The following is a 26,368-nucleotide window of genomic DNA, read 5'->3' on the forward strand; positions in this document are numbered from 1 at the left end:
CTCAGGCCAGATTGAACACCAGATTGCTACTTGTACCCGAAGTCAACCACTTTGAAAGGGCGCTACTTCCGCTCGCGGCGCCGCCGTCCAAGAAACCAACCCAGATGTCCATGAATGCCTGCTGGCATCTTCACTGCTTGTCAGTCTGGCGGCGCTCAAAGACGTAGTCCGTGTTGTCCTGGTGGCCTGCGGCTCGGGCGGCACCGTATTGAGGGGTTTGGGGGAAGTCCTTGAGCACGGCATCGCGCACCTGGGCGAAAGCCTGGCTGCCAACTTGCCAGGCGGTGGTTTCGCGGAGCTTTTGCATCAAGTGCCAGGCAAACACCGAATGACCATCGCGCCCCTCATCCGAAACGGGCTCGTTGCCGCCTGAGGACATCACCACCACCGCTTTGCGACTGAGCAGATCATCGGCGGCCAGGTTGCCGGCGAGTTGCACGCGGTCGGTGCCTGCCAAGGTGCCGGAATAGCAGCTGTCCGACACCAGCATCACCTGCTTGGCGCCGATCAAGGCGACCATGCGGGCAATGTCAGCGTTTGACAGCCAGCTTTGCGGCTTGTCGACCCTGGCGTCGGCTGGCAGCCAATAGCCCATGCCGCTCGTGGGCAGGACTTCGCCATGGCCGGCGTAGTAAATCATCACCGAGTCGTTGGGCCCCGCCTCCAGCGCGATCTTGTTAAGCGCTGTGATGATGCTTTGTTTGCTGGCGTTTTCCAGAACCACGGCCTCGTAGCCCAGCTGCTGCTCGATCAGCTCATGGATGGCGCGGGCATCCGGCACTGCGCTTTCCAGGCCGGGTACACGCTTGTCGCTGTAATCGTTGATACCGATCACCAGGGCCACCTTGCGCTCGATGGAGGGCAGTTCGGCCTGGCGCACCTTGCGTGCCTTGCTGCGCTGCAGGGATTCCAGCGCCTGCGCCGCGCGGATCTCGCGTTTGAGCGACTCGGTCAGCAAGCAATCGCCTGCACTCAACTCAGCGATATTGGCGCAGGCGCGCACATCAGCCAAGCTGGGATCGAGCTGCAGCTTATGCAGGGTGTCGGCAAACAGTTTCTTCTTATAGGCCGCCCGGGCGGCCAGCAGGGTGATGAGTTCGGCGCGACTCATGCTGCTGGTGTTGATGGAGCCGAACGAGGGCTTGCTCTCGTCCAGGCTATGTCCCAAAGCGGGGATGGCGTCCAGCACCCGACCCTCAAAGGGCGTGGACATGAGGGTGGGAATGCTGACGGCTTGTGTGGCCGAGTTCGTCACCACCTGGGTACTTTGGGTGGTAGGGTCCTGCGTGGCCGGAACGGACACGGTGAGGGCCGAGGTGTTCCCCGGGGCCTGGGCGAAGCGGTAGTTTTGGCTGCTCAGGCCGCTGCCGGTGATGGCGTAGCTGCCGGGCACGGCTGCGGCATTGGCGGGTGCAGACCACAGCAGCTGGCCGGTGCTGGCATTGGCCAGAGAGTCGCCGCCGAGCCAACCGCTGACGCTGCCGCTCAAGCCTGGCAGGGCCTGGCCGGCGACCATCTGGGCGGCATCGGCCACATAGAGCAGCTGGGCCGGGGTGATGCTGGCTCGGGTATTGCCCGGGGCGGCCCATACATAGTTGTGGGCGTCGACGCCGCTGAGCTGGGCGCTGACCGTCACGGCCTTGGCCTGGCCGACGTTCTTGTCTGCAAAGTTGCCGCTGAGGGTGGCGCTGACCTGGTCACCGGCAAAGGCTCCGCTGAGGCTGCCGGTAACGATGGCGGCGGTGCCGGCGTCGTACACCTTGCCCTGCGCCTGCACACCGCTCAGGTTCAGTGTGGCGGGGGTGATGCTGGCACTGCTGTTGCCGAGGGCGCTCAGCACATAGTTGCTGGCGTCGCTGCCGCCGAGCTGTGCGCTGACGGTCACGGGCTTGACCTGGCCGACGTTCTTGTCGGCAAAGCTGCCGCTGAGGGTGGCTCTGACCTGGTCACCGGCAAAGGCTCCGCTGAGGCTGCCGGTGACGATGGCGGCGGTGCCGCCGTTGTACACCTTGTCCTGCGCCTGCACACCGCTCAGGTTCAGCGTGGCGGGGGTGATGTCGGCTGTGAACACCGGGGCTTCGTAGCCAAACACGGGCTTGCCGGCGGCGTCAGAAACCTTGAACTGGCTGGCGGGGCTGAGTGTCACGGCCTTGTTCTGGCCCACGTTCTTGTCCGCTATGGTGGCGGTGGTGCTGCCGTTGAGCTGCAAGGTGTGGCCGCTGATCAGGCCCAGGGTGGTCCAGTTCAGCGGATCCAGCGTCAACGTGGTGCTGGCGTCGTAGACCTTGCTCTGGTGGCCCTGCAGCGCGGCGCCGCTGACCGAGGCCGCACTGGTCGTGAAGATCAGTCCATGGCCGGCGGCGGGGGTCAGGTAGTTGCCATTGCTGTCCTGCCCGATCGGGTGCTGACCCGCGTTGAAGACCGTGAAGTCCTGTGCCAAGCCACCGGGTTGGCTGCTCGCCCGGCTGTTGCTCATCACCAGCCAGCGGCCGTTCGGGGTCTGCAAGGCGTCGCTGCCGCTCTGGTTGACAAAGGCCTGCATGCCCGGAGCGCTGAAGCCTTTGAGCACGACAGCATCGCCACTGGCGGTGGACTGGATGCTGCCCTGGCTGCCCAGAGTGAGGGTGTCGATGGCGAATTCCAGCCGAGACGGGGCGGTGATGGCGCCGTCCACCACCACGGCATTGGTGCTGCCCAGTTTCAGAGATGTCACGGCCGTTGAGGGCATGCCCGCAATCACGGCACTGAAGTCCGCCGCCTCCGTTGCGGACACGGTGCCACCTGGATCGTTGCTGACTTCGAGCTGCAGCCGCTTGCCGGCCACATAGCTGGGAATGGGCAGCCCTTGCTGTGCATTCGTTGCTGTCAGGGTCAGGCCGTTTGTCGCGGTAATGGCAAGGGTGTCTCCTGCGCGCAGCTGCCAGTCACCGCCGGCCCGGAAGCCATCGACCAGATTGGTGGCATCCTGTCCTTCAATGTTGAGCGCAGTGCCCGCCTCGAGCTTGCCGCCCAGATCCTGCAGGATCACGCCGGACTCACCTCGGCCTGTGCCCTTGAGGGTGATGGTGTCGCCCTGCACGGTCATGCCCTGGCCCATGCGGATGCCGAAGGCCTTGCTCGGGTCGCTGCCGCCCAGCGCCGTCATGCTGACCGTGCTGCCGCCCAGGATCTGGGCCCGCTGGCTGTCGATCTGCTCGGCCGAGCTGATGCTGATGGTGGGGGCTTTGAGAATGAGGCCGCCGAACTCCAGTCCGCCGGCATCGGTGCTGATGCTCAGCTGGTTGCTGGCCTCCCAGGTGCCGGTGGAATAGAGGCTCATGCCCAGCGAGGCCACGTTCTCGGTGGCGTTGTAAGCAGCGCCCGTGCCCGACACGGTGATGTTGCGGGCTTTCATGTTCAGGGGGGTGAATGTGTTGGTGGCGAATTCACCGACCATGACGCCACTGGTCACAGAATTTGCCGGCATATCGGCATGCCGCTTGCCCTGGATATTGATAGCGTCCGCGAGCAGGGTGATCGGTGCAGCGCCACTGAATACCACGCCCCATGATCCTGATCCGACAAGGTCTAGGCGCCCCTGTCCGGCGTTGATGGAACTACCCCCATCCAGATAAAGCCCGCTCCCGCCGTTGAGTACGAGCGATGGATTCGGGTCGCTGCCATGGGTGCCAACGCCTTGTGCTTTGAAGTCGCCACCGCCCGTATTGATTTGGGCGTTATTCAAGCGTACGCGACCCAGCTGATTGCCGTCTGTATCGGCCAGGAAGGACACGGAGGTTCCTGTTCCCGTGCTGAAGTCAAACGTCGAGTTTTGAGAGCGCATCGAGTCGCCACTCGACATGGTCCAAGCCGAGGCGTCCCCACTGACGGTGGTGTTGCGCAGGAAAACACTGTCCCCGCTCACCGTCGAGGCCTTGTGGCCGGTCAGTTGGACGGTGGCCCCTTCTAGAAAATAGACACCCGCCTTGCGGTCTGATGTTGCCGCAGCATCGCTGCGCCCGTCCACGGTCAGCTGCTGTGTCGTGATGCGAGTGGGGGTGTTCAGCCCATCGGTCGAAGCGGCTGCAACCACGCCGAAGGCGTTGTAGACGTCACCGGCATCGGCCACGCCTTGGCCCGTGATCTGCACCGCGCCCGCCTGCAGCTGGGCGCCGTTCAGGGTCACGCCCACACCGCCATTGGCGCCTCCCTTGCCGTTGATGACGATCTGGCTACCGGTACCCGGCGCCTCTAGTACCGCGCCGTTACGCAGCCAAATTCCCGTGCCCTTGCCATCGCCTTGCGTGCCACGCTGGGCTGGCGCACCGTTCAGGCCTTCGAGTCGGATCTGGTCGCCCGCGCCACTGCTACGCAGTGCGGATTTCTCCAAATAGATCGCCTCCCAGCCAGATGTGCCCGCCTGAAGTGCAATACCGCCGACCGTGGAGATGCTGCTGTCGATCATCGACAGAGATGCGCTTTGCAGTTTGACCGGCGAGGCAATGCTGGAGCCGTAGTTGATCTGGCTGTTGCGGAAATCCAGCCAGCCCGAAATGTTCAGATCGAAACTGACCGGATCGCCCGTCATTTGGGTCCGGTCCATACTGATCGAACCACCGCGGATCGTTACATACCCCTGGCCCACGGTTTCAATTCCTGTACTTGAGTTGCCAGCAAAGGCAATTCCAGTGCGCCCCCCTTGTCCAAGCATCGCCAGATCGGTGCTCTTGATGCTCGTGGAGCTGCCATCCGAAAGCAAGATACCGTCCCCTGTCACGCTGCCCTGGCCTATCAAATCGACCGACCGTGCCACCAAGTTGGCGCCGGTGATGGACACGCCATCTCCACTGTTACCGGCCTTGCCCTCGATGACGATGCTTCCCGCGGCAGTAAGGTTGCTACCGCGCTTGATGAGCACGGCGGTGTCCGTGACACTGCGGCCGTCCAGATGGATGTCCTTCGCGGAACTCAGCGTGGAATCCTGAATGAACAAGCCGCGGCTGCTTTGGGCCGAGGCTGTATTGCTGCTCATGCCGAGGTTCAGGTGTCCGCTCGTGGTCCGGATGTCGCTGCCCTCAACAACGACACTCGCCATGGCACCGGCAGGGGTCGGTCCACCGCCGCTGGTGCCAGTGAAGTCCTGACTCACGAATCGGCTCTGGTAGAGGGACAGGCCGTCTGTGCCGCTCAGCAGGACATGCGGCGCGGTGATGTTCATCAAGCTAAAAGCCGCACGCGAGTCTTGCGCAGTGACTGTTAACTGGTCTGAAATCGTCCAGGCCGCTCCTGGCGACTCAATGTAGACACCTGCCCAATTCTGGGCTGCCGTATTGCTGGCCTTGCCGACAAAACTGACCTGGTCCGCCGTGATATTGAGCGGGGCGTTGGCGGCGGTGATGATCAGCAGACCATTGCCTTCATCACCTGCGGTTGCGTTGATATTGAACTGCTTAGCCTTGATGCTGCCGCCGTTGAAGAGCGGCATCGCCGAGACCGCAGCGTTGTTGCCAGTGCGCCCGTCTTTGGCGCCCTGGGCGTTGAACGTCACGGCGCCCTGGCCGGCATCCAGTGCGAAGTTCGAGATGACAATTCCCGAAGTAGAGTCCACCGAAGGGTTGTAGCTGCCGTCTGCACTGCCGTCAGGCTTGGTGCTGTAAATGCCCGTTGCCGCGCCGGCCCCGCCGGTCACGGTGAAGTCTCCACCACCGGTTTTTGCGGTCAGAGGAATCAAGCTGACACTCCCTTTGCCATTGGCGTCCGAGTCTGAAGTCAGTTTGATGTGCGTGCCACTGCCAGTGCTGAAGTCGAAACTGCTGCTGCGTGCCTGAATCGAGCCGGTCGTCGTGATGTTGAAATGGCTCGCATCGCCCGTCACCGAGGTACCGGTGAGTAGAGCGCTGTCGCCATTGATGTCCGCTGATCCGCGGCCATTTAATCCAATCGTCGTATCAGTGCGGAGGTTCACGCCCGTAAAGCCCGCACCGGCCGTGCTGGTGCCGCCGATTGAAAGATCGGTGGTCAGCAAAGTCGCACCTTGCTGAGTTTCAAATCCGTTGCCGACGCTGGATTTGGCGTCAAAAACTGCAGAGCCGGCTTTCAATCTTGCGTTGCCCCATAGCATGATGCCTCGTGCAGCATTGCTATTGCCCCGCATACTGATGGCGCCTGAACCAGCATCGAGTTCAGAGTTGTAGACATTCACGGCCGCTACTGAATCGTTAGCGACCAAGCCACTGCCGAGGTCGATCGCGCCCCCACCCGACTTCAGAGTCGACCCTGTAACGAAAACTCCCAGCGGATTGTTGCCGCTTGTAGTGGCCGTGATTGTGAGCGGATTGCTGCCATTGACCACTTGGCTCTGTTCCAGCCAGACGGCTTGTCCACTCATTCTTAAGGCGCCTGATGCACTCACTTGTGAGTTGAGAAGACTGACTTTTCCGACGCCCCCAACACCGAACGCACTCAATTGCAATGCCGCGCCATTTCCGGTGGGGCCCAGCACGCTGGCGGAACTCAATCGAATGGCGTTGCCTGTCCCTTGAACAGTGCCGAACACGTTGGCGGCCGTACTGCCCGATAGATCCAATGTCGGTGAGCCGAGAACTCCTGTGACACGCACGCCAGCCCGGTTGCCTGTCGCCGATGTACTGGTACCTGTAATGTTGACCGCATTGGAGTTCAATGTCAGCACTGGGCTCACTTGACCAGCCGCCGACTCGATCCAAACGCCGTCGCTGGCATTTCCATCCCCTCGAATGTTGACCTGGGTGGCGGGAGTCAGGCTGCTACCCACCAAAAAAGTGGAGCCGCCCGTAATGTGCAAGCCATAACCGCGCCCGAATGCCGAGATGTCGACCTTGTCAGAAATGCTGAAGCGGGACTGAGCGAAGACGTTGCCGCCACCATTGGGCGCGCCCACGCCGCCCGTGGCTGACGCCACCATTTCAAGGCTCTTTGCTTCAATGGTCGATCTCCTCACATCGACCCCGCCAAGCGGCCCTACACCGTACGCGGTCAATCGTCCGGAGCCCAGCCGCAACTGAGAGTCCACCACGATTACTCCAGCCGTGCCTATGTCCGGCATATTCATCCGAGGCAAGTCGGCGTTAGTTGCATCAAAGTCACGTGCAGCAGCGTAGGTGTTTGCCGTGAATCCGGAGCCCGGTATCGGCAACTGGATGGCGAGCGTTCCGCCAAGGAAGAGATCGCCGCCCAATGAATTGAAAGCTACGTTTGAAACGTTGACGGCGCCCTTGCCAGACCCCGCAGCCTGCAAGCTAAGGCTTAGCGGGGACCCGTTCGCGGTGATGGTGCTGTCGTGCAGCCAGATGTCCCGGTGGCCGCGCAAGGTCAAACTGACCGCTGAAGGTGGCGTGACAATCAGAGACATCGACGCATCAATGTCGCCTGCCTGGTTGCTCGTGCCGGCCACTCCCGTGCTGATCGTCACCGAGTTGCCTGCGTTGAGCGCAGCGGCAATGGTGGCAGTGTTGATGACCGAGTTGTCGTTGGTCGACGTGAACGTCGGCCCGGCGCTGATATTGGTGTCCGGAACACCATCACTGATGGTGATGTTGTTCGGATCCAGCAACCAGGTCCCCGCTCTGCCATTTGGGGCCTGCAGGCTCATGCCGGCCGGCCGGGCATCCAGCCAGCCGCCGGAGGTCTCCACCAGGCCGCCATCGCCTCCTTGGGCGCCGCCCTTGGCGCTGAAGCGGCCATAGGCGCGCGTGGCCTCGTTGGACCAGAGCACGATGTTGCCGCCCTGGCCCTGCTTGAGCGCATCGGCGCTCAGGCTGGCCTGCTCACCCACATAGACCGCACGGGCATTGGGCACGGAGGCGTCCTTGCCCTCGGCTCCGCCGCCCACCAGCAGCGTGCCGCCGCCGGACTGGCCGCTGACATTGAGTTGTGCGCCGTCCAGTACGCCGATTTGCTGGCCCAGCAGCTTGAGCTCACCGCCCTGGCCCTGGCTACCCTGGGCGCTGACTTGCCCCCGCACCCAGGCCGTGCCTTGGCTTGCATCGAGCTGGATGGTGCCGCCCGTGAGTCCGTCGGCACGGATCTGGCTGCTGTCCGCCAGATTCAGCACCTCGCTGGCCTTGAGCACGATACGGCCTTGTGCGTCCGTGCTCAAGGTGTCGGCCTTGACCAGGCCCTGCTGATTGACCGTGGCGGCATGCACATCGATGCGGCCCCCATGGGCCTGCAACTGCCCCAGGTTCAGCACCTCACCGGCCGGCACATCGACCTGCACCCGCAGGTTCGGCGCCCCTGTGTCCACCAGTTCCACCTGGCGCGCCGCGGCCAACGCCACCTGCCCCTGGGGTGCCTCGATGCTGCCCGCGTTCTCGACCCGGCTGCCCAGCAACACGACGTGGCCGCCCAGGCTGGAACGGATGACGCCCTCGTTGCGCAGCACGCCGGCATCACCGGTTTGGCTCTCAAAGCGGTAGCGACCCGCCAGGAAATCGTTGTCATTGATCCGCAGCGTGGAGGTGACCAGGCTGGCCACATCGACGCGGGCATCGCGGCCGAACAGCACGCCATTGGGGTTGAGCAGCCAGACCTGGCCGTTGGAGCTGAGCTGGCCCAGGATCTGCGAAGGGTCGTTGCCCAGCACGCGGTTGAGCACCTTGGAGCTGCTGTTGCTCTGGTCAAAGTAGACGCTGGCGCCGCTGCCGATCGAGAAGTTTTGCCAGTTCAGGATCGCACCCTGGCTGTTGCGCACCGTCATCTGATGGCCCTGGGTCATGACCGAGGCCTGGCCGTTTTGCACCTGCATGCCGCTGGGCAGGGTGTTGGCGTTGAGGGTAGGCCCAGCAAAGGCCGGCGTCAGAATGGCGCAGCCGAGCAGTGCTTGGGTGAGTCGGGTGATGCGCAGCCGGCGGCTGCGTACGCGCGAGGCCTGAGCGACATGCTGCGTATGGAGGTGCGAGCGAAGCGATTGGCTAGCCATGGTGAGGGATCTCCCGGCGGATGTTCTGATCAGAAGTTGTAGCTGAGGCCCAGGTGCAGGCGACTGTTGCCACGGTGCGTGCTGGTGGTGCTGTTGGCCGGTACGGCCCAGTCCAGGCGAAGCTGTGCGCCTTGCCATTCCACGCGCAGTCCGGCGCCGATCGAGCCCATACGGCAGGTGGTCTGACCTGGCTGGCAGGGCGCGCCGTCCACATTGCTGACATAACCGGCATCAGCAAACAGCAGCGGTACCAGGGCGGCTTGGCTGAGGCCCAGGGGTTCGGCCAGGTTGTTTCCCCAGAACTCGATCGAGCCTTGCATGCCGATGTCGCCCACCAGTTCGCGCTCTTCAAAGCCTCGCACGCTCATGGCGCCTCCCAGGCCGAAGGCCTCTCCGGCGACCAAGGGCTGCGTGGTGTGTTGACCCGCCAAGCGCACTTGCAAGCGGCCCAGGCTTCCCAGGGGAAGGCTGGCATTGGCATTGACCTTGAAAAGGTCATAGCGAGGCTTGGCGCTGCGGCGCAGGGCCTCGAAATCAGCTTTGCTGGCATGGTTGCCGCCCCAGCCGAAATTGTGGCTCCAGCCCAGGCTCAGACCGGTCCGGTACACACCTTCCGTCTGCACGGTGTAGTTGAGCGTGACGGGCTGAAGCCGGATGCTGGCACCGGCAGAGCCGCAGGCACCGGCAGGCAGGCCTTCGATGCGGCAACTGTTGAGGTAGTCGCGATGCTCCAGGCCGATGTGCAGGCGCTGGTCGACATTGCCGATGCGCTGCAGGTACTTGCTGACGCGCAGGCCCAGCACATGACCCTTGCCGGAAAATTCCAAGTCGCCGGCGGCGGTGCCGGACTTGCCGCCGTCAACGTTGGACCATGCTCCATAGGCGTCGATGCTCATGGCCCGGCCGTACAGAGGGACGCGGTAGTTGCCACTGAACACCAGCACCTGCGAGGGGTGCTCGGGGGCCGTTTGCAACTCGGTGTTGAGCACATGGTCCTGGCCCCAGAGGTTGGCATGTTGCCAGCCGGCTGCGGCGCGCCAGCGGCCGGTGCGTTCGCTGCCGGTGTTGTCGGCCCGGGCATACCAGCGTTGCACGGTTTGCTCCTTGATGCTGACCTTGGCGACGATACGGCCGGGCTCGCTGCCGGGTTGCAGCAAGACCTGCACATTCTTGGCCGGGTTTTCGTTGGCCATCTGAATTTGGGCGTCGATGAGGCGCACCTGCGGCGTCTGGCCGACTTGCAAAGTCGGTAGGCTGGCCAGCAGGTTGTCGCGGTCGAAATACTGGCCCGCCGTCACCTCGATGCGCTCGAGGCGGCCCTCGACGACACGGATCCGCAGCACCCCTTGGTCCAATGTCTGTTCAGGCAAGAAGGCAATCACGCCGCCATAGCCGCCCTTGCGATACAGGTCTTGCAAGGCCGCTGCGGCATCGCGCATGCGCTTGAGATCGGCCTCACCCTTGAAATCGATGAGGCGCTGCTCAATGAGTTCGCGCGGCAACAGGGTGTTGCCTTGCACCTCGAAACCTTGGATCGAGGCCCGAGAAGCAGCCGGTCTTTCAGCGGTGGGCGGCGTGGACGCTGCCGCTGTGGTCGCCTGCGCCGTGGCGGATGCGTGATGCAGGGCCAGCAGACAGGCGCAGGCTGTCAAGGTGTGCGACAAGGGCTTGTTGGGCATGGTCGGTGAGCTCATGGGTTTGAACCCGGCCCAAGCCTGCCAGCGGCAAGTGCGATGGGCCAACAGGTTAGGGCAGGACTTAACCGCGACGCTTGAAGCTGAGCTTCTTGATCTCGGAGCTGTTGACCTGCATGTCGGCATCGACGTTTTTGACCAGGTTTTTCTGGCGCATGTCCTTCCAAGCGGAGTAGACGGCGTCTGCCAAGGTGGCCAGCAAGGACAGGCTGCGCGTGCGGTTTTCGTTTTGCACATTGACATTGCCACCCTGCTCTTGCAGCGTGTTGAGCCAGCGGCCCAGGCGCGGGGGAATCGCGTTGGGGGACACGGGCGCGAGGAAGACAACCTCGACTTCTTCCGCACCGCTCGCCAGCGCCTGCTCCATGGATTTGTCAAAACTGTCCAGGTCGACGAAGGTGACTTGGCGTTTTTCGGTCATCGGCTTGGGCGTCTGATGCACGCGCGCATCGGGGCTTTCACCTGATTGGCCGGCAGTCGTGTTGGGTGCTTGAGGGATGTGGCTGCAGCCGCTCAGTAGAGCCAGGGCAGTCAGGGTGCTCAGTGTGGAGATGCGCATTGTGTGTAGATGGTCTTGTTGATATCTCGACACTGGAGCCTTGTGCTCGGCGCGGGAAGTTCAAACTTCGAACCACTGCGGCTCTTCGGTCGTACTGAAACAGCATGCCCAACTGGCTCATGCGACGCCGAGTGGATGCTTTGGAAAGTATATTGACTGAGATGTAAGGAAAAGTGTTTTGCTGGCACGGGGCGATTGAGCTTTTTACAACAGTCAGGTCGGTCGTGGAGGTGGGTTTGGCGAAATGGTGGACTGCTTTGAAGCAAATGCAGCTGGCACTGCTGAGGGCGGGGCTGCGTTCCATGCGTGCCTCGCTGGTGACGGGCGCGGCATTGACCTTGCTGGGCTCACTGGGGGTTGGCAAGTATCTGAACAGCAGCCTGCAGGCTGTCGATGTGCGGCGCGCAGCCGCACTGACGCCCGATACCCGCAAGGACGCGCGCGTGCTGGTCATCGGCATAGATGACCAGGCGTTTCAGGGCTTCTTCGATGGACAGTCGCCCTTGCGCCAGGATCACCTCGCAGACTTGCTGGAAACCGTGGCTGCCCATGCGGGCAAGGCGCGGCGAATTGTGGTCGATATCGATTTGGCGCCGACCCGGCAGTTGGCCCATGCGCAGCGGCTGGAGCAGGTGCTGAGTGCGGCGGGATCGCGCTGGGTTCTGGTCACTGCAGACGGGGCGACACAGGCTGACTCGTCCGCTCGCGCAGCCTGGCGCGCGCGGCTTTGTCGGCAAGGCGTGAGCTTTGCCTTGCCTGCTGTGTCCACGGAATTCGGCTATGTCAGGATGGACCATCAATATCGAAGCGCACTTGCGGATACCGCTTGGCGGCAGCAACAGCAATGTCTGGCGCCCGAAGCGCCGACCGAACTGCGCCGCATGGCTTTATCGCCTCACGAATTGGCCGAAGGCACGACGGTGCCATTCAGTGGCGATTTGGGCGCATTGGCTCAGATGATCGATGCGCTGGAACCGGAATGGGTGGTGATTGGTGGCATGTGGGGCAAGGACGACGTTTTCCAAACCCCGTTTGGCGACCGATTCGGCGTGCAGGTGCATGCGGCGGGCTTGGCGGGGCATGTGCGTGGAGAACGTGAGGCGCCTTACTTGTTGCAGACGGCCTTCGCCTGGGGTGTGGTGAGTGCGATGACGATGTTGGCCGCCGGCATCAGCATGCGGCTGCGGCGCGTCGCGCGAGGGGGCGCGACCGGGCTCTTGCCAGGGCACCGTTTTCTGGATCACGGCGTGCGTCCGCTGTTGCTGCTGCTCGTCGTTTGCGCCTGCATTGCGTGGGTCAGTTGGGCGCTGGGTGCCTTGTGGGCGTCAAGCGGCTATTGGATCCCCTCAAGTTCGGTGGTGGTCATCACCCTGGTGACGGTGGCATTGAGCTGGAATTGGGGGCGCGACGATATTCGTCGAGGGGCAAAGGACGGGGGCATGGCGCACGAGGTGGATGCCCTGCTGGTCACACCTTTGCCCTTGCAGGCGGAATGGCAGAGTGTCAAGCAATGCCTGCCATGGCGGGCGCAGGACTCAGTGCTTGCACCTTGGGCAGCACTTTCGGCGCGTCGACGATGGCTGGAGGGCGGCTTGTCGGCACTGGCGCTGCTGGTGCAATTCGGCTTGCCCTTGCTGTCCTTCGGGCTGTTGCTCAAGCAGCAGTTGTCATGAGTTCAATCACGGAGAGTGGAATGGTGTTCAGACATCTATCAAGAGCAATCGTGGTGTTTGGGGTGGCCGCTCTGGGTAGTCAGGTGGCGTGGTCCGCTTCGTGCCTGGTCCTGGGGGACCGTGACGCCAAGGTCATGAGCAGTGAAGGGGAGCGGTCCCCCGTGTTCAAAGCGCGAGACTGTGCGTCAGTCCGCTTGCTGTCGGGCAAGGCGCAAGCGAGTTGGCTGGGCAAGGATGGAAAGATGCACATCACGCCTATCGGCGAGCAAGGCGCTGTGGGTTTTCTGCAGGATCAGGCCGATGACCAGGCCCTGGGGACCGTCTGGAGCGAGTTGACCGGCAATCGGCAGGCCAAGCGGGCCGGCCATATGCGCGCCATCCTGCCCCAGGTCTATGTGCCCGCAGAGGGTTTGATGTTGGACGCGCGTGCAGGTACTGATGTCGAGCTGATCATCACTTGGCTGCAAAGCGACAGCCAGATGGAGTTGTCGCGCATCCAGGTTCGCGCTGGCAAGCCGGTGGTCGTCCCGCGCAAGCTGATGAAGGCGGGTGAGGCCTATCAGCTTGATCTGCATGGCGCCGAGCGACGCGAAAGCATGCGCTGGATGGTGGTCTCCGAGGACCAGGTCAGCGCACTGGACGGCAACCTGAAGGACATGGCCGCAGCCGGCTTGGAGGAGCAGCAGCGCTGGCTGTCTGAAGCAGTGCTGTATGAGCGACTGCGGCTGAGCACCAACCGGGAACTGGTGCTCAAACATCTGCGCTGAGTACTCGCCGATGGCTTGGGGCGGTGCTGGCAGATGGGAGCTTGCAAGCGCGGCAAACTGACGCTGCTCGCGTTCACCGAGACAGAGGGATGACGTCACAGTCCCTGGGCTATGCTTCAGCCATGAGCGCGACGACTCCAGCAGAACCACTTGCAACACGCCCCTACAAGATCCCGGAATCGGTGCTGGTGGTCATTCACACGCCCGATCTGCAGGTGCTGATGCTGGAGCGGGCCGACCGGCCCGGTTTCTGGCAATGCGTGACTGGCTCCAAGGATGCGCTGGACGAGCCGATTGCCGAGACTGCCCGCCGCGAGGTGCAGGAAGAAACCGGCATCGAGGCCAGCCAGGGCCTGTTGCGTGATTGGGGTCTGGCCAATGAGTACGAAATCTATCCCGTCTGGCGCCACCGTTATGCGCCCGGCGTGACACGCAACACCGAGCATGTCTTCGGTCTGACCGTGCCGGCCGGCACGGCCGTTCGCCTGGAACCGCGCGAGCATCTTCAGTACCGCTGGCTGCCGCTGCGCGAGGCGGCCGATTTGTGCTTTTCGCCCTCCAATGCCGAGGCGGTGCTGCAACTGCCGAACTTTGTGAGGATGCCGGCATGAAGGGCAATGCTTTCAGCAATTCGGTCCAACATGACAGCGCGGCCGCCAGTGCGCCGCCGCGCCTGCGTGTGGCCACCTACAACATCCACAAAGGCGTGCGCGGCATGGGCCCGCAGAAGCGCCTGGAGATCCACAACCTGGGCCTGGGCGTGGCTGCTCTCGATGCCGACCTGGTGTTCCTGCAAGAGGTACGCCATTTCCACCACCAGGAAGCCAAGGAGTTCCAGCGCACCTGGTTCGGCTGGCCCGATCAAGGGCAGGCCGAGTTTCTGGCGCCCGATGGCTATGAGGTCGCCTACCGCACCAATGCCGTGACCAAGCATGGCGAGCATGGCAATGCCTTGCTCTCGCGTTTTCCGCTCGGTGACATCGGCCATCACGATGTCTCCGACCACCGCTTCGAGCAGCGCGGTCTGCTCCATGTGCCGGTGCAGTGGCAGGGCCAGGAGATCCACACTGTGGTGGCGCATCTGGGCCTGATGCACAGCGGCCGCGTGCGCCAGGTGCAGCGTCTGGCGGAGTTCATCCAGCACCATGTGCCGGCCGATGCAGTGCTGCTGGTGGCCGGTGATTTCAACGACTGGGGTGAGCGTCTGGACGCACCCATGCGCGAGCGTGGCCTGCAGCGGGCCGTGGCGCCCCATGGGCGCTCGCGCTATGCCACCTTTCCCTCGCGCCTGCCCTTCTTTTCGCTCGACCGCATCTACACGCGCGGCCTGCGCTGCGTGAACATGCAGGTGCCCAAGGGCCCGGTCTGGGCGCGCATGTCCGACCACCTGCCCTTGTTGGCTGAGCTGGAGCTGGAGAAGGTGTGAGCGGGGCGGCCCAGGCCGACGATGTCGGCACCGAGCATGAATCCTTGCTGTCCTGGCACGCCCAGCCCAGCCCGGAGTTCAGCGGCGGCAACCAGCTCCAGCTGCTGCGCGGCGGCGATGCCTTGTTCCCCCTGCAGGCTGAGGCCATTGCCGCGGCCCGGCGTGAGGTCTGGTTGGCCACGTACATCTTTCATCACGACGAGGCCGGGCACGAGTTGGCCGCGGCCTTGCGTGCGGCGGCCGCGCGTCAGGTGCGGGTGCGGGTGGTGGTCGACGGATTCGGCAGCAAGGCCTCGCTGGACTGGCTGAACGCGCAGTTCGAGGGCAGCGGTGTGGCCCTGGCCGTGTTTCGGCCCATCGATCGCTGGTACAGCTGGCTGCAACCCGGGCAGCTGCGGCGCTTGCACCAGAAGCTCTGCGTGGTTGATGGTGAGCAGGGCTTTGTGGGCGGCATCAATGTCATCGGCGACCGCATGGATCTCAACCACGGCGCCACCGAACAGCCGCGCCTGGATTTTGCCGTGGCGCTGACCGGCCCGGCCGTGCTGCCCATGGAGCAGGCGGCGCGGGCGGTCTGGACGCGCGCTTGGCTGGGCCGCGATTTCGGCGAGGAGCTGCGCGCTCTGGTGCGCAGCCGCGAGCCGCTCTCGCGCCTGCGCCGCTTGGTGCAGGGCCTGCGCATGCCGCGTGCCCACTGGTTGCGCAGGCGTCAGCGCGCCGGCGCAGACGAGGCCTTGCGAGGGCAAGACCTGCCCCCCGTGTGCGCGGCCTTTGTGCTCCGCGACAACCTGCGTCAGCGCCGCACCATCGAGCGCGCCTACATTGATGCCATCCGTTCGGCCTCGACACGGGTGGACCTGATCACGCCCTACTTCTACCCCGGCCACGCTTTCCGCCGCGCCCTGCGTGACGCCGCCCGGCGTGGCGTGCGGGTGCGCCTGCTGCTGCAGGGCAAGGTGGACTATCTGCTCGCTGGCATGGCGGCCCAGGCGCTCTACACCGAGCTGCTGGGCCACGGCGTGGAAATCTACGAGTACACACCGGCTTTTTTGCACGCCAAGGTGGCCGTGGTGGACGAGAGCTGGGCGACCGTGGGCAGTTCCAACATCGACCCCCTGTCCCTGCTGCTCAATCTGGAAGCCAATGTGATCGTCCGTGATGCTGATTTCTCACGTGCGGTGGCGGCCGAGTTTGAGCAGGCTTTGCAGTGCTCGCATCAGGTGGACCGCGAGCACCGGGTCGGTCAGGGTCTGCGTGCGGTGCTGCGGCGGGCCCTGGTGGCCTGGGCCGCCTACGTCTACCTGCGCGTGGCAGGAGCGGCAGGGCGATACTAGATCGCGCTGCCGGGGCGATACCAGATCGCGCCGGGTGATCTCATGGCGCCGCAGCGCTACCGTCCAGCAAGCCTTGCGGGCCGAAGTTGTAGCGGCGCAGGCGCGGGTTGTGCAGCTTGCTGAAGCGGCGGAAGTCGAGCTCGGTCAGGCTGGGCCGGGCCAGAAAGCGCTGGGCCGCGGCGCTGTCAAAGCGCATGAACATGGGGCGCTCGAGCACCAGGCCTTCGTCGGCGAAATCGCGGCCGCGGTACAGGTCGTGCAACAGCACCATGGCAAAGGCGCCGGTCAGAAAGTGGCCGCCAGCCAGGGCGCTGAGGCGGCCGGCGATCACCGCCTGCATGGCCTCGTCCGAGGTGTTGATGGCCGAGAACAGCAGCTCCCGGCCGGGCGTCAGGCCGCGCGCTTCGGCGGCTTCCATGGCGCCGAAGGCCATCAGGTCGCTGCCCGTCCAGACCAGCTGGGGCGCATGGCTTCGCTGCAGCAGGCCTTGCATGCGTTCGCGCGCCAGGTCGCGGCGCCAGTCGGCGAAAGCCTGAGCGTCCAACTCCACTTTCGGGTGCTCGGCGAGGGCCTGGCGCAGGCCTTGGTTGCGCTGAATGGAACTCGGCGTTGAGCGGTCTCCGGCGATGGCGATCAGATGCAGGCGGCCATCGCTGCCGTGCATCTGACGCGCCAGGCCTTGTTCGATCAGGGCCTTGGCACTCAGATAGCCGGCGTCTTGCGCCCGAGGCTCCAGGCTGCCCATCAACAAAGGCAAGCCGTTGCGCGGGCTCCAGCGTTTCAGCTCCTGGGGCAGCAGGCCCGAGAACGCCGCAAAGCTCTTGATGCGGGCGGCGGCCAGATTCTGGGCGCACTCCACCAGCACACCTTTGTCATTGCTGAGGATCACATAGTCGGGGCGTTGCTCGCGCGGCCGCGCCGCCAGTTCGCGGCTCAGGGCCAGGGCGCGTTCAGGCTGGCGTTCGGCGTACAGCACCTCCAGCTTCATGCCCAGGCTGCGCGCCGCTGCTTCCATGGCCTGGCTGGCGCTGCGCCAGAAGGCCTCGTCCGCATGGCCCGGGTTGATAAAGCTGACCGTCTGGGCTTGCACGGGCGCCGCCAGGAGACCGCTCACAGCGGTGAAACAGGCCAGCAGGGCGGTTCGCAAGAGGCAGGGCATGGCGGGGCCGGGGTGGGTGGCGCGAAAGCTTGGACGGCCTGATTGTCTGTCCCTTTGCGGCCATCCGCCTGCCGCGACCTTCGTCGGCTGTTTCGACCGGCTTCAATCCACGCGCAAGCCCTGGGCGTCGAACCAATGCAGGCGGCGCGCGTCGAAACCAAAATGCTGGCGATCGCCGGCCTGCAGCGCGGGCTGGCCTGGCAGCACGGCGCAGATCAGGTGCTCGCCACTGCGCAACCAGAGCAGATGCTGGCTGCCCAGTGGCTCGATCAGCTCGACCTGACCCTCGAAGGGCTGGCCCGCGCCCAGCACCACGTCCTCGGGCCGCACGCCCAGGGTCAGCGGGCCGGCGCTGGCTGCGGTCGGCCCGGCCAGCTGCAGCGCACCGGTCTGGAACTGGCCACCGCTCAGCTGACCGGCGAGGCGGTTGATCGTCGGCGAGCCGACGAAGCTGGCCACGCGCAAGGTGCGCGGCCGCTCGTAGACCTCGGCCGGTGTGCCGATCTGCTGGATCGCGCCCTCGTGCATCACGACGATGCGGGTGGCCAGGGTCATGGCCTCCACCTGGTCGTGGGTCACATAAATCATGGTGTTGCCCAGGCGCGCATGCAGCTGCTTGAGCTCGCGGCGCAGCTCGGTGCGCAGCTTGGCGTCGAGGTTGGACAGCGGCTCGTCCAGCAGCAGCACGCTGGCCTCGCGCACCACGGCGCGGCCGATGGCCACGCGCTGGCGCTGGCCGCCGGAGAGCTGGGCCGGGCGGCGCTCCAGCAGCGTATCCAGCTGCAGCATGGCGGCGGCGCGCTTCACCCGGGCTTCGATCTCGGGCTTGGGCAGGCCGGCCATCTTGAGCGGGAAGGCCAGGTTGTCATGCACGCTCATATGCGGATAGAGCGCATAACTCTGAAACACCATGCCCACGCCGCGGGCGCTGGGCTCGGCCTGGCTCATGTCCTTGTCGCCGATCAGAATGCGGCCACCGCTGATCGGGTTGAGGCCGGCAATGCTGTGCAGCAGGGTCGATTTGCCGCAGCCCGAGGGGCCCAGCAGAACCAGGAACTCGCCGGACTGGACGTCGAGGTCGAGGTGACGGATGACCTCGTGACCGCCGAAGCGGATGTTGAGGCCTTGGATGCAGACGCGGCTCAAAACGAGACCCTTTCGGTGCGAGGGAAGGAGCGCGGCGAGGGGCCGCTGGGCATGAGGTGGGCCGAGGTCCGCGCTGGGCTTGGGGCCGAGGCCTCGGGGCTGATCAGATAGAGCGCTGGCGGCGTGTAATCGTGGTGCACGCGTTCCAGCAGCTCGAGGATGCGGGCCGCGTCGACTTCGGATTCAGGCCCGAAGGAGGCATGCTGTTCGTGGCGCTGGGGCCGGATGGCGAGAAAGTCGCAGGGGCTGGCCATGCTGCGCAGATCGCCGGGCAGCACGATGGGCGCGTCGACGCCCAGGGTCTGGAGCACATCCATGGGGTAGCCGCGGCCGAACAGCGGGTCCAGCCACCAGCGGTTGCGCAGGCCGTCTTGGCGCAGGGCCGTGGCCAGGTCGGCGGCTCGGTGGCTGGCCGGCCGAATCGCCTGCAGGCTCAGGATGAGGCCGACCTGCGCACCCGGGGCTGCGCTGCGCAGGGCACGCAGTGCTTCCCCATGGCTGATCAGGCGATGGTGGCTGTTCTGCAAGGCGCGGTGCAATGTTCGTGAGTCGACACCCGACGCGGCGTTCAAGTCCAGGGCTGCATGGCCCGCGTCGTCGTGAGTGATCCAATGCCGCACCCGATCACCCAGCTGTTCGCCCATCAGGCGGGCGAAGTCGGCAAAGGCGCCGATGGTTGAGCGCTTCAACCAGCCGCCTTGCTCCAGCAGGGCGGGCGGCAGCTGACCCCGGTGCAGGGTGGCCCAGGGCTGAAGGCCTTGCGCCAGCATGCGGTCGACCTCGCACGAGACCTCTCCCAAGCTGGCGGCATCGGCGCGGGCGCCCACGCCTTTGGGGTAGATGCGTGACCAGTCGATGGCGAAATGGCAGGCTGTGCCTTCCGGCTCCTGGCCCTGGCCGGCAGCGCGTGCGGACACGCCGCCGTGCGTGAGTACCGGCGTGAAGTCGTGGCTCAGCATGCGCAGCATGATCTGTTAGGTGCTTGTTTTTCGTCGCGAGCGGCCGTCAGGCTAGGCGGACGGAGCGCAGGAGCCGGAACGTACTGTGATGTACGTGAGGATTCCGGAGCGAGGGCCAAGGACGCATGGCGGCCGCGCAGTAGAAAAACGTTCACGCTTCAGTCCTCTTTGTAGATGCGTACCCAGTCGACCTGCATCTCTGCCGGGAAGGGCGTGCTGGCGTCGGGGTTGCCGGGCCAGTCGCCGCCGACGGCGAGATTGAGGATGACGAAGAAGGCGCGCTCGAACACCCAAGGCGCGCCGGCGGGCAGGCCGGCGGGCGTGAGGCGGTGGTACTCGACGCCGTCAATCAGCCAGACCAGCTCTTGCGGGCGTTTGATCAGGGTGAAGACATGGAAATCCTGGGAAATCGGCTGCGCGGCGCTGTACTTCTTGCCAATGCCCTGGGCGCCGGAGTAACCGGGACCATGGACGGTGCCGTAGACGTTGTTGGGCTCCTTGCCGATGTTCTCCAGCACGTCGATTTCGCCGGCTGCGGGCCAGGGCAGCTTGTCTTCGCCCAGGGTCCAGAAGGCCGGCCAGATGCCGGGGCCGCCGGGAATCTTGATGCGCGCTTCCAGCTTGCCGTAGCTGAAGCTGACCTTGCCGTCGCTGCGCAGGCGGCCCGAGCTGTACTCGCAGGGTTTGTCGTTCCAGCACGGGCCGGCGTTGGCTTGCTTCTCGGCCCGCAGCAGCAGATGGCCCTGGCCGTCGAGTGCGGCATTGCGGGCGGCAGCGGTGTAGTACTGCAGCTCGTGGTTGCCCCAGCCATTGCTTTCCTTGTTGCCGAGGTCGTAGTTCCAATGCTTGGCATTGGGCAGGGTGCCGGCGGCCCCTTCGAATTCATCGGACCAGACCAGGGTCCAGCGGTTTGACGGCGCTGGTGTTGGAGCGGGGGCGGGGGCTGGTGACGGTGCGGGCGCAGGCGCGGGCGCTGGGGACGGTGATGCCGTCGCACCACCGCCACCGCAAGCGACCAGCAAAGAGGCCAGGGCCGCCATCAGCGGCCGGCTGGGGTGCAGATTCTTGTGCATCATGAGGGCATCCTCCGGCTTCAACCTTGGGCGCGCCACTGGCGCAGCAGGTCTTGGTACCAGAGCGCGCTGGCCTTGAGCGTACGCACCTGGGTTTCGTAGTCGACATGGACGATGCCGAAGCGCTTGGAGTAGCCAAAGCCCCATTCGAAGTTGTCCATCAGGCTCCACACCATATAACCGTCCACCCGCACGCCACGGCGGCGGGCCTCGGCGGTGGCGGCGATGTGGGTGCGTAGGTAGTCGAGGCGGTCCAGGTCGTGCACATGGCCGTCGACCACGGTCTGGTCGGGGAAAGCGCCGCCGTTCTCGGTGATGTAGAGCGGCGGCATGTCGGGGTAATCCGCGTGCATGCGGCAGAGGATGTCGGTCAGGCCTTCGGGGTAGACCTCCCAGTCCATGTCCGAAGCGGGCAGGCCGTGCTCGCGCGCGACCCAGGGCTTGCCGTCGGCGTTGACCACATAGCGGGTGTAGTAGTTGATGCCCAGGTGGTCCATGGGCGCGCGCATGGCGGCCATGTCGCCGGCCTCGATCTTGGGGGCATCGGCGCCCAGGTCGGCCAGGGCTTCGGCCGGGTACTCGCCCTTGAACAGCGGGTCGCTGTACCAGCGGCGGCTCTTTGCGTCGGCCAGGCGGGCGGCGGCGATGTCGGCCGGGTGGGCAGTGGCGGGCACGCTGGGGCCCATGTTCAGCACGATGCCGAGGTTCTTGCAGCCGCCTTCGGCGCGCATGGCTTGCATGGCCAAGCCGTGGCTGAGCAGCAAGTGGTGCGAAACCTGAGCCGCCAGCGCGCGGTCGCGCAGGCCCGGCGCGTGCACGCCTTGATCATGGCCCAGGGTCGCGGTGCACCAGGGTTCGTTGTGGGTGGACAGGGCGTAGAGCCGGTCGCCCAGATGCTTTTGCACATGGCGGGCGTAGTCGACAAAGCGGTGCACCGTGTCGCGCGCAGCCCAGCCGCCTTGCTGGTCTTGCAGGGCTTGCGGCAAGTCCCAGTGGTAAAGCGTGGCGACCGGCTTGATGCCGCGCGCCAGCAGGCCGTCGACCAGGCGCTCGTAAAAGCCCAGGCCGGCGGCGTTCCACTCACCCCGGCCCGTGGGCTGGATGCGCGGCCAGGCCAGCGAGAAGCGGTAGCAGTTGACGCCCAGCGAGGCGATCAGGTCCAGGTCCTGCTCCAGGCGATCGAAATGCTCGCAGGCGATGTCGCCATTGCTGCCATCGGAGATGGCGCCGGGCTGGCGGCAGAAGCGGTCCCAGATCGATTCGCCGCGGCCGTCGACATGGGTCGCGCCTTCGATCTGAAAGCTGCTGGTGGCCACGCCGAACAGGAAGTCGGCCGGGAAGCTGGCGGGAACGTCAGCTGTGGAGGTGGGGGTGTGAGTTGCAGCGGACATTATTTGACGGCGCCAGCGGTCAGACCGGCGATCAGTTGGCGGGATGAAATGACGAAGAGGACGATCAGGGGCAGAGTCGCAATGGCCGAACCGGCCATGATGGCTCCCCACTCGGTGTTGACGGTGGCCTGCAGGCTGCGCAGGGCCAGGGGCAGGGTGTAGCTCTCGGCCTGGCGCAGCACCACCAGCGGGGCCATGAAGTTGTTCCAGGAAGCGATGAAGGTGATCAGGCCCAGGGTGCCCAGGGCCGGGCGCAGCAGGGGCAGGGCGATGCGCCAGTAGATGCCGAACTCGCTGCAGCCATCCATGCGCGCGGCCTTGAGCAGCTCCATGGGCACCGAGGCGGCCGCGAATTGCCGCACCAGGTAGATGCCGAAGGCGCCGGCCGCTCCGGGGATGTAGAGCGCGCGGTGGGTGTCCAGCCAGCCCAGGGCGTCCATGACCATGAAGTTGGGGATCATGGTCATGAAGGGGGGCACCAGCAGGGTGCCCATGACGAGCAGGAACAGCGGCTGCTTGAAGCGGAACTCCAGCATGGCAAAGGCATAGCCGGCCATGGAGCAGAACAGCAGGGTGAGAGCCGTGGACATCAGCGCCACATAGAGGCTCCAGCCCAGATTGCGCCAGAAAGGCAGGCGGGTGGTCAGGGTCTGCAGATTGCGGCCCAGTTCGCCGTCGAACCACAGCGGCGGCGGCACATTGAAGATGGCCGCGTTCGATTGGGTGGCGAACACAAACATGAAGTAGAAGGGCGCCAGCATCAGCAGGGCCCCACCACCCACCAGCAGGTAGGCGGCCCCGCGTGAGAGAGTTTTTGTCGTCAGGCGGCTCATGGCTTGCGGTCCTTGAAGGCTTTGTTGGTCAGCCAGGTCATGGTGGCCAGCAGGGCGAACAGCAGCCAGGAGATGGCGTTGGCGGCGCCGAAGTCGCTGAAGTCAAAGGCCAGGCGGTAGACGTAGATGGCCACCGTCATGGCGGCCTGGTCGGGGCCGCCGCGGCCGTTGGTCAGAATGAACGGTTCTTCGAAAAGCTGCATGCCACCGATGATGCTCAGGGTTATTCCAAACAACATCATGGGCTTGAGCGCCGGCAGGGTGATGTAGCGGAAGCAGGACCAGGAGCCCGCGCCGTCCAGCTTGGCGGCTTGGTAGAGCTCGCGCGGAATGGTCTGCAGGGCGGCCAGGTAGAGCACCAGGTTGAAACCCACATAGCGCCAGAACACCACCATGGCCACGGCCGGCTTGAGGGTCTGCGGCTGCCACAGCCAGTTGATCGCCTCCATGCCAAAGGCCCACTTGAGCATGGCATTGATCAGGCCGTAGTCGGTGGACAGCAGGGACGTGAACATCATGGCGATGGCCACCGTCGAGGTGATGTAGGGCAGGAAGTAGGCGGCCGCGACGCTGTGGCCGTGGCGCCCGAAAGCGCGGTTGATGAAGACGGCCAGCGGCAGGGCCACCAGATGCTGGGGCAGGCCCGAGAACACGGCCAGCCAGAGCGTGTTGCCCAGGGCTTTCCAGAACCAGGCGTCGCCGAGCACGAAGATGAAGTTCTCCAAGCCGGTGAAGCGCATGGCCTCCAGCCCGGCCGTGGGTTCCCAGCTCTGGAAGGCCATCCACAGCGAGAACAGCAGCGGGAACAGGCCGAAGACTGCGAACAGGCTCAGGAAAGGGCTGAGCAGCAGATAGGGCACCCAGGCGCGGGGCAGGCGAAATGACGGACTCGTCTTGTTCATCATCATCGTGTGGCCCTGTGAACCAGCAAGGCCTGGGCATCGGCCAGGGCCTTGGGAATGGACTTGCCGTAGATCAGCACGTTGTCGAGCTCGCCATTGACCACCTCTTCGGCGAACTTGTTCTGCCGGTGCAGGGGGCGGGCGGGGATGCGGCGGGCTGCCTCGCGCCACAACTGGCGTGCGCGTTGGCCGCCGAGGAAATCGACCGGTTCGTCGAAGAAGGGGTCATCCTGGGCGCTGAGCAGGGCGGGGAAGGCGTCCTGGTTCTTGAAGGCGCTGAGCTGCAGCTCGCGGCTCAGGGTCAGGTGCTGGATCAGCGACCAGGCCAGGGCTTTGCGGCTGGAGTCGGACCGGCGCGGGATGGCGTAGTAGCTGCCGCCCCAGCCGCCGAAGCTGCCGCCGGGCAGCTGGGCTGCGCGCCACAGGCCATGGGTGTTGGGCGCCACCGATTTGGCCATCTGGCTGGCCATCCATGCGCCCGAGAGCTCGGTTGCCAGCTTGCCGCGGCGCAGGTGTTCGCTCCAGTCATTGCGCCAGGTGTCGACGATGGCGTCCAGACCCAGGCGCCGCACCTTCTGCGCCAGCTCGAAGGCGCGCTGGAACAGCGGGCTGCTGATGCTGGGCCGGCCCTGAGCATCGAAGTAAATGCTCTGGCCGGCCGGGGTGCTGGAGAACAGCACGATGTCCTTCAGATAGCGTGCATGGGCCAGCAGGTAGGCGCCGGTGCGGGCCTTGATCTGCACGCCGGCTTGCACGTAAGCCTCCCAGCTTTCGCTCAGGTCCTTCAGGCCCAGGCCGGCGCGCTCCAGCACATCGGCGCGGTAGAACATCGAGCCCGGGCCGATGTCGGCGGGAATCGCCACCACCGCGCCTTCGCGGTTGCGCGCCTGCTCGAAGGCGAAGGGCACGAAACGCTCGCGCAGGCCTTCGGCCAGATAGGGTGGGCCAGACAGGTCCTGCAGTCCGGCGCCCAGCGAGAAGCGGCCCATATACATGGTCTCCAGCGCGATCACATCGGGCAGATGGCTGGCGCTGGCCGAAGACAGGGCCGTGGTCATGGCCGTGTGGTGGTCGTCGTACTGGCGGCTGATCACTTCGACCTGCACACCGCCATGCGCCTGGCTCCAGGCGGGCAGGGCCTGCTTGATGACCTGGTCCAGCAGCGGAAAGGCCGCCACAACCAGGCGCGGCGGTTCGCTCTGAGCCGGCGCGCTGTGGGTCAGAGGCGCGAGCGCCGCTGCAGCCAGCAACTGGCGCCGACGCGTGTCGGGGGACTTGTCTCGTGTCATTGTTTTTTGTTTGTTGACGCTTTGAAAGCGCTTTCACGATTCTGTGCCGGCCAGCTCGGCGCACCAAGCCGCGTAAACCCTAGTGGGGCAAGCGCGGAGCCGGTGTTGGGTCGCGCTTGGGGCCGCCTACACTGTCCAGCCCCCGTGTCAAGGACCCTCAGTGCAAGCCAAACCCGCAGCCAAGAAAGCGCCGTCAAGCCGTGCCGAGGGCGTCGTCACGCTCGAGCAGGTGGCGGCCCGGGCCGGCGTCTCGCCCAGCACCGTGTCGCGCATCCTCAATGGCACGGCCACGGTCAGCGCGCTTAAGCGGGCGGCGGTGGACGAAGCCATCAGCAGCCTCGGCTTCCGCCCCAACCCGGTGGCGCGCGGCCTGGCGGGCGGCCGCACCATGAGCATCGGCGTGGTCACCCAGCGCATCAGCAGCCCCTTTTATGGCGAGGCACTCAGCGGTATTGAGGTGGAGCTGGAAGCGGCCGGCTATGTGCCCTTGTTCGTCAGCGGCAACTGGAACGAGGCCGATGAGCGCAAGGCCATTGAGACCCTGTTGTCGCGCCGCGTGGACGGCGTCATCGTGCTGGCCGGCCGCCTAGACAACCAGGAGCTGGAGGCCCTGTCCGACAGCGTGCCCATGGTGGTGGTGGGGCGGCAGGTGACGGGCGAACGCCTGTTCAGCTTCAGCTTTGACAACCGCGCCGGCGCCCGCCTGGCCACCGAGCATTTGATCTCGCTGGGCCACCGGCGCATCGCCCTTTTGCTCGGCGATCAAGTCCATGACGACGCCATCGACCGCCAGAACGGCTACCTGGATGCCTTGGCAGCCGCCGGCATTCCGGTCGAGCCCGAGCTGATTGTGCAGAGCGATTACACCGAGGCCGGCGGCATGTTGTCGATCAGCCGCTTGATGGAGCGTGATGTGGCCTTCAGCGCCATCTTCAGCTCCAACGACCAGATGGCCTACGGCGCCATCCTGGGCCTGGCGCGGCGCAATCTGCGTGTGCCGGACGATGTCTCCATCGTCGGTTTTGACGACCTGATCATGTCGCGCTACACCATGCCGCCATTGAGCACGGTGCGCCATTCCGTCTATGAGACGGGCGCGCAGGCGGCGGGTGCCATGCTCAGCCTGCTGCGTGGCGAAGCGCCTGCAGTGCGGCTGGCGGCGCCGGAATTGGTGTTGCGCGAATCGGTCCGCCGGGCGATTCGTTGAGGCGGCGGCGGGCTTGCG

Annotated in this window: 17 protein-coding genes; 6 read left to right on the forward strand and 11 right to left on the reverse strand. The window is 65.0% G+C overall.

Going from position 1 to position 26,368, the window contains the following annotated elements; translation table 11 throughout:
• Positions 1–130: 130 nt before the first annotated feature.
• The 3 genes from LNV28_RS22580 to LNV28_RS22590 form a co-directional block, all read right to left on the reverse strand.
• On the reverse strand, positions 131–8,938 hold the full coding sequence (locus tag LNV28_RS22580; protein ID WP_263519972.1) for a YDG domain-containing protein: 8,808 nt from the start codon (positions 8,936–8,938) through the stop codon (positions 131–133).
• A gap of 29 nt (positions 8,939–8,967) precedes the next feature.
• The gene (locus tag LNV28_RS22585) at positions 8,968–10,632 is read right to left on the reverse strand and encodes a ShlB/FhaC/HecB family hemolysin secretion/activation protein (RefSeq protein WP_263519971.1); all 1,665 of its coding nucleotides are present in this window, start codon (positions 10,630–10,632) and stop codon (positions 8,968–8,970) included.
• A 64-nt stretch (positions 10,633–10,696) separates the two neighbouring features.
• On the reverse strand, positions 10,697–11,191 hold the full coding sequence (locus LNV28_RS22590; RefSeq protein WP_263519970.1) for a hypothetical protein: 495 nt from the start codon (positions 11,189–11,191) through the stop codon (positions 10,697–10,699).
• Between the two features lie 266 nt (positions 11,192–11,457).
• On the opposite strand from LNV28_RS22590, the gene LNV28_RS22595 reads away from it, so the two are divergent.
• The 5 genes from LNV28_RS22595 (at position 11,458) to clsB (ending at position 16,391) form a co-directional block, all read left to right on the forward strand.
• Positions 11,458–12,864: a CHASE2 domain-containing protein gene (locus LNV28_RS22595; protein WP_263519969.1), complete on the forward strand. Its 1,407-nt coding sequence runs from the start codon at positions 11,458–11,460 to the stop codon at positions 12,862–12,864.
• A 242-nt stretch (positions 12,865–13,106) separates the two neighbouring features.
• Positions 13,107–13,631 (forward strand): hypothetical protein, encoded by a 525-nt coding sequence (locus tag LNV28_RS22600; protein WP_263519968.1) that lies wholly within the window; start codon positions 13,107–13,109, stop codon positions 13,629–13,631.
• A gap of 122 nt (positions 13,632–13,753) precedes the next feature.
• Positions 13,754–14,242: a dihydroneopterin triphosphate diphosphatase gene (nudB, locus tag LNV28_RS22605; RefSeq protein WP_263519967.1), complete on the forward strand. Its 489-nt coding sequence runs from the start codon at positions 13,754–13,756 to the stop codon at positions 14,240–14,242.
• Entirely contained in the window at positions 14,239–15,057 is an 819-nt protein-coding gene (locus LNV28_RS22610) for an endonuclease/exonuclease/phosphatase family protein (protein ID WP_411970015.1), read from the forward strand. Before nudB ends, LNV28_RS22610 begins: the two co-directional genes overlap by 4 nt.
• Positions 15,054–16,391, forward strand: a complete 1,338-nt coding sequence (clsB, locus tag LNV28_RS22615; RefSeq protein WP_263519966.1) for a cardiolipin synthase ClsB — start codon at positions 15,054–15,056, stop codon at positions 16,389–16,391. The genes LNV28_RS22610 and clsB overlap by 4 nt, the downstream gene beginning before the upstream one ends.
• 40 nt (positions 16,392–16,431) lie before the next feature.
• Here the strand turns inward: clsB and LNV28_RS22620 are convergent, their stop codons facing one another.
• From LNV28_RS22620 to LNV28_RS22655, 8 genes are all read right to left on the reverse strand, one after another.
• Positions 16,432–17,550, reverse strand: a complete 1,119-nt coding sequence (locus LNV28_RS22620) for an ABC transporter substrate-binding protein (protein WP_263519965.1) — start codon at positions 17,548–17,550, stop codon at positions 16,432–16,434.
• A gap of 102 nt (positions 17,551–17,652) precedes the next feature.
• Positions 17,653–18,696 (reverse strand): ABC transporter ATP-binding protein, encoded by a 1,044-nt coding sequence (locus LNV28_RS22625; RefSeq protein WP_263519964.1) that lies wholly within the window; start codon positions 18,694–18,696, stop codon positions 17,653–17,655.
• A complete protein-coding gene (locus LNV28_RS22630) occupies positions 18,693–19,664 on the reverse strand; it encodes a family 1 glycosylhydrolase (RefSeq protein ID WP_263519963.1) in 972 nt (323 codons plus the stop codon). The genes LNV28_RS22625 and LNV28_RS22630 overlap by 4 nt, the downstream gene beginning before the upstream one ends.
• 149 nt (positions 19,665–19,813) lie before the next feature.
• Positions 19,814–20,731: a glycoside hydrolase family 16 protein gene (locus LNV28_RS22635; RefSeq protein WP_263519962.1), complete on the reverse strand. Its 918-nt coding sequence runs from the start codon at positions 20,729–20,731 to the stop codon at positions 19,814–19,816.
• A gap of 17 nt (positions 20,732–20,748) precedes the next feature.
• Positions 20,749–22,119, reverse strand: coding sequence for a GH1 family beta-glucosidase (locus LNV28_RS22640; RefSeq protein WP_263519961.1), 1,371 nt, complete (start codon positions 22,117–22,119; stop codon positions 20,749–20,751).
• Positions 22,119–22,952, reverse strand: a complete 834-nt coding sequence (locus LNV28_RS22645; protein ID WP_263519960.1) for a carbohydrate ABC transporter permease — start codon at positions 22,950–22,952, stop codon at positions 22,119–22,121. Before LNV28_RS22645 ends, LNV28_RS22640 begins: the two co-directional genes overlap by 1 nt.
• On the reverse strand, positions 22,949–23,860 hold the full coding sequence (locus LNV28_RS22650) for a carbohydrate ABC transporter permease (RefSeq protein WP_263519959.1): 912 nt from the start codon (positions 23,858–23,860) through the stop codon (positions 22,949–22,951). Before LNV28_RS22650 ends, LNV28_RS22645 begins: the two co-directional genes overlap by 4 nt.
• Positions 23,857–25,143, reverse strand: coding sequence for an extracellular solute-binding protein (locus LNV28_RS22655; RefSeq protein ID WP_263519958.1), 1,287 nt, complete (start codon positions 25,141–25,143; stop codon positions 23,857–23,859). Before LNV28_RS22655 ends, LNV28_RS22650 begins: the two co-directional genes overlap by 4 nt.
• 160 nt (positions 25,144–25,303) lie before the next feature.
• On the opposite strand from LNV28_RS22655, the gene LNV28_RS22660 reads away from it, so the two are divergent.
• Positions 25,304–26,350: a LacI family DNA-binding transcriptional regulator gene (locus LNV28_RS22660; protein ID WP_263519957.1), complete on the forward strand. Its 1,047-nt coding sequence runs from the start codon at positions 25,304–25,306 to the stop codon at positions 26,348–26,350.
• Positions 26,351–26,368: the final 18 nt, after the last annotated feature.

Source organism: Paucibacter sp. DJ2R-2, from assembly GCF_025717675.1.
In the GTDB taxonomy this organism is placed as follows: Bacteria; Pseudomonadota; Gammaproteobacteria; order Burkholderiales; family Burkholderiaceae_C; genus Paucibacter_A.